This is a genomic window from Streptomyces adustus, assembly GCF_009377175.1.
Lineage (GTDB): Bacteria > Actinomycetota > Actinomycetes > Streptomycetales > Streptomycetaceae > Streptomyces > Streptomyces adustus.
Window position 1 is genome coordinate 1 of record NZ_VJZD01000445.1, and the last position, 3,728, is coordinate 3,728.

The 3,728-nt window shown below is 69.0% G+C and carries 3 protein-coding genes; 2 read left to right on the forward strand and 1 reads right to left on the reverse strand.

Features of this window, described 5'->3' with window-relative positions:
- On the reverse strand, positions 1-2,257 hold a 2,257-nt coding region (locus FNH09_RS45230; protein ID WP_152895690.1), incomplete at its 3' end, for a transglycosylase domain-containing protein.
- Positions 2,258-2,502: 245 nt separating this feature from the next.
- On the opposite strand from FNH09_RS45230, the gene FNH09_RS45235 reads away from it, so the two are divergent.
- A complete protein-coding gene (locus tag FNH09_RS45235) occupies positions 2,503-3,438 on the forward strand; it encodes an SPFH domain-containing protein (RefSeq protein WP_152895691.1) in 936 nt (311 codons plus the stop codon).
- Positions 3,384-3,728: type II toxin-antitoxin system antitoxin (locus tag FNH09_RS45240; protein ID WP_338017877.1), on the forward strand; the 345-nt coding region annotated here is incomplete at its 3' end. The genes FNH09_RS45235 and FNH09_RS45240, both read left to right, overlap by 55 nt.

Below are 3,728 nucleotides of genomic sequence, written 5' to 3' on the forward strand. Positions count from 1 at the left end.
GCGTCTGCGTCGGCGTCTGGGTGGGCGTCTGCGTCGGCGTCTGCGTCGTCGGGGTCTGCGAGGGCGCCTGGGTCGTCGGGGACTCGGAGGGGGACTCCGTCGCCGACTGCGAGGGGGTCGGGGAGAGGGTCGGCTGTACCGCCGCGCCCTGGGTGGTCTCCAGCTCGAACTGGGTGACCTTGGTCTGCACCCCGAAGGTGTACTCGGCCCATATCTGCGCCGGATATCCGCCACCGTTGACCCGGCCGACGCCCGGGAGGAGTCCGGTCGCGCCGGTCAGGGGCACCTGCGCGCCGTTCTTGGCGCTCTCGCCGAACAGGCCGACCGAGGTGACCAGGCTCGGCGTGTAGCCGGTGAACCAGGCCGACTTGTTGTTGTCGGAGGTGCCCGTCTTGCCCGCGACCTTCTGCCCGTTGCGCTTGGGGTTGTCGCGCACCGACTTCTTGGCCGTACCGTCGTCGACCACGCCGGTGAGCACCGAGGTGACGGTGTCGGCGGCCTCACGGCTGATGACGTTGTCGCCGATCGGGTTCGGCATGGTGACCTTGCGGGAGATGTGCTCGACGGACTTGATCAGGGCCGGAGTGACCTTCTTGCCGTGGTTGTCGAGGGTGGCGTAGACACCGGCCATCTGGAGCGGGCTGGCGCCCATGGTGCCCAGGGTCTGCGCGGGCACCGCCTTGATGTCCTTGGTGTCCATGCCCAGGTCGTCGGCGACCTTGAGCACCTTGTCCATGCCCACGTCGACGCCGAGCTGGGCGAAGGCGGAGTTGACCGACTTGTTCATCGCCGTCTGCACGGTGATGGGGCCGTAGTCCTGGTCGTCCTCGTTCTCCGGGGCGAAGCCGATGTCGCTGCCCTTGACGGGCCGCTTGCTGGTGCCGTCGTAGATGGTGTTCGCGGTGATCGCCTGGCCGTCCTGCGTCTTGGCGCCCTCGTCGAGGGCGGCCGCGAGGATGACCGGCTTGAAGGTGGAGGCGGGCTGGTAGTCCACCCGGGTCGCGTTGTTGTAGTAGTGCTTGTAGTAGTCGACGCCGCCGTACATCGCGACGACCGCGCCGGTCTTCGGGTCGACCGAGACGGCGCCGGCCTGGACGTCGGCGTCGACCTTGCGCTTCTTGCCGTCGAGCTTGCTGGTGAGCTGCTCCTTGACGGCAGCCTCCAGCGCCGCCTGCTTGTTCTTGCTGATGTTCAGCGTGATGGTCCAGCCGCCGCGGCCGACCATGTCCTCCGCCTGCTTGGCGTTCTCGGCGACGCCCTGGGCGACGAGCTGCTTCTCCAGGGCGCTGTTGGCAGCCTTGACCAGGTAGCCCTTCTGGCCGCCGAGGCCGGGGGCGGGCTTGGAGTTCAGGATCTTCGGGAACTTCATGGCGTCACGGTCGGACTTCTTCAGCCAGCCCTCCTCGACCATGTTGTCGAGGACGTAGTTCCAGCGCGCGGTGACGAGCCGCTTGCCGGTGTCGCTGGCGACCTCCCAGTCGTACTGGCTGGGCGCCTGGAGCAGCGCGGCGAGGTACGCGCCCTGCTCGACGCTGAGCTTGTCGGCGTCGACGCGGAAGTAGGCCTGGGCGGCAGCCTGGATGCCGTAGGCGTTGCGGCCGTAGTAGCTGGTGTTGATGTAGCCGGCGAGGATGTAGTCCTTGGACTTCTCGCGGTCCAGCTTCAGCGAGATGACCAGCTCGTTCAGCTTGCGGGTGACGGTCTGGTCCTGGGTCAGGTAGTAGTTCTTGACGTACTGCTGGGTGATCGTCGAACCGCCCTGCGCGCCCTTGCCGGAGAGCGTGTTGAGCAGACCGCGCGCGGTGCCCTTGAGGTCGACGCCGGAGTCCTTGTAGAAGGACTTGTTCTCGGCGGCGACGAAGGTCCGCTGGACCTCCTTGGGCACGTGGGAGAGGTCGACGACCTCCCGGTTGACCTCGCCGTCACGGGTCATGACGGAGCCGTCGCTGTACTTGTAGACGTTGCTCTCCTGCTTGGCGGCGTCGTTCCCCGCGGGGATGTCGATCATCATGTAGAGCGCGATGAAGCCGCCGATGCCGAGCAGGCACAGGCCCAGGAAGGTGCCGAGGACCTTCTTCCAGGTGAACATCCTGCGTATGAAGCTCTTCTTCGCGGGCTTGGCGCCCTTGCGGGCCGCCGCGCGGCCGTGACCGACGACGACCGGTCCCTCGTCGTGCGCCGCCTGCGGCGAGCGATCCCTGGGCGCAGCGCGGCGGCCGCCCCGTTGCCGCGCCCGTCTCTCGTCCGCTCGTCCCATGAGTCCGCTCGCTCCGCTTCGTCTCGGCTGTCACACCAGTGCCCGGGGGACAGGTCAGCTCAGAAAGCTAACACCGCTCTCTATGACAAAGGGCTGCCGATCCGGCCTTTTGCGGACGTGACAATCAGCACCCCGTCTCAAGGGAACCGACGTTCGGAAGGGCTCAAGGGTTGCCATGAGCGCGATAAGTGATATCACTTAGATAAGCAGAAGCTAGCGGAAGTCCAGGAAACGGGGGACCAGTCATGTCCACACTCGACCCGTCGGCCACCGCCGACATGCCGCAGATGCCGGCGCCGCAGGTACGGGAGTTCACCGCGCACAGCATCGGCGGCGGTCTCGCGCTGCTGCTCGGGCTGCTCGGACTGGGGGCGGCCGCCGCGCTGGTCGCGGTCGGATCGTCGGTGGGCGAGGGCGGCGCCCGGGCCGCGCTGATCGCCGTCGGCGTCCTGGTCGGCCTCTGCGCGTTCCTCGCCATGTGCGGGCTGAACACGGTGGCGCCGGGCGAGGCCCGGGTGGTCCAGCTGTTCGGCCGCTACCGCGGGACGATCCGCGAGGACGGACTGCGCTGGGTGAACCCCTTCACCTCGCGCACCAAGATCTCGACGCGGGTACGCAACCACGAGACCGCCGTCCTGAAGGTCAACGACGCCTACGGCAACCCGATCGAGCTGGCGGCCGTGGTGGTCTGGAAGGTCGCGGACACCGCGCAGGCCACCTTCGAGGTGGACAACTACCTGGAGTTCGTCTCCACCCAGACCGAGGCGGCCGTGCGGCACATCGCCATCGAGTACCCGTACGACGCCCATGACGAGGGCGGGCTCTCGCTGCGCGGGAACGCCGAGGAAATCACCGAGAAGCTCGCCGTCGAGCTGCACGCGCGCGTGGCGGCGGCGGGTGTGCAGATCATCGAGTCCCGCTTCACGCATCTCGCCTACGCTCCGGAGATCGCCTCCGCGATGCTCCAGCGACAGCAGGCCGGTGCGGTCGTCGCGGCACGGCGGCAGATCGTGGACGGCGCGGTGGGCATGGTCGAGGCGGCCCTCGCCCGGATCGCCGAGCAGGACATCGTGGAGCTGGACGAGGAGCGGAAGGCGGCGATGGTGTCGAACCTGATGGTCGTGCTGTGCGGGGACCGGGCGCCGCAGCCGGTCCTGAACACCGGGACCCTCTACCAGTGACGGATCCCTCAGGGGGCCCGTCCCCCCAGCGTCGGCCGCAGCAGCGCAAGCAGGTGCTGCTGCGGCTCGACCCGTCGGTGTACGAGGCGCTCGCCCGGTGGGCCGGGGACGAGCTGCGCTCGGCGAACGCCCAGATCGAGTTCCTGCTGCGCAGGGCCCTGGCGGAGGCCGGCCGCCTGCCCGGCGAAGCGGCCCCGATCCCGCGCCGCGGCCGCCCGTCCCGCGACACCGCTCCCGGCACCCGGCCCGACCCGGGCCGCCCCGTCCCGAGCCCCCCGACCGATCCGGGC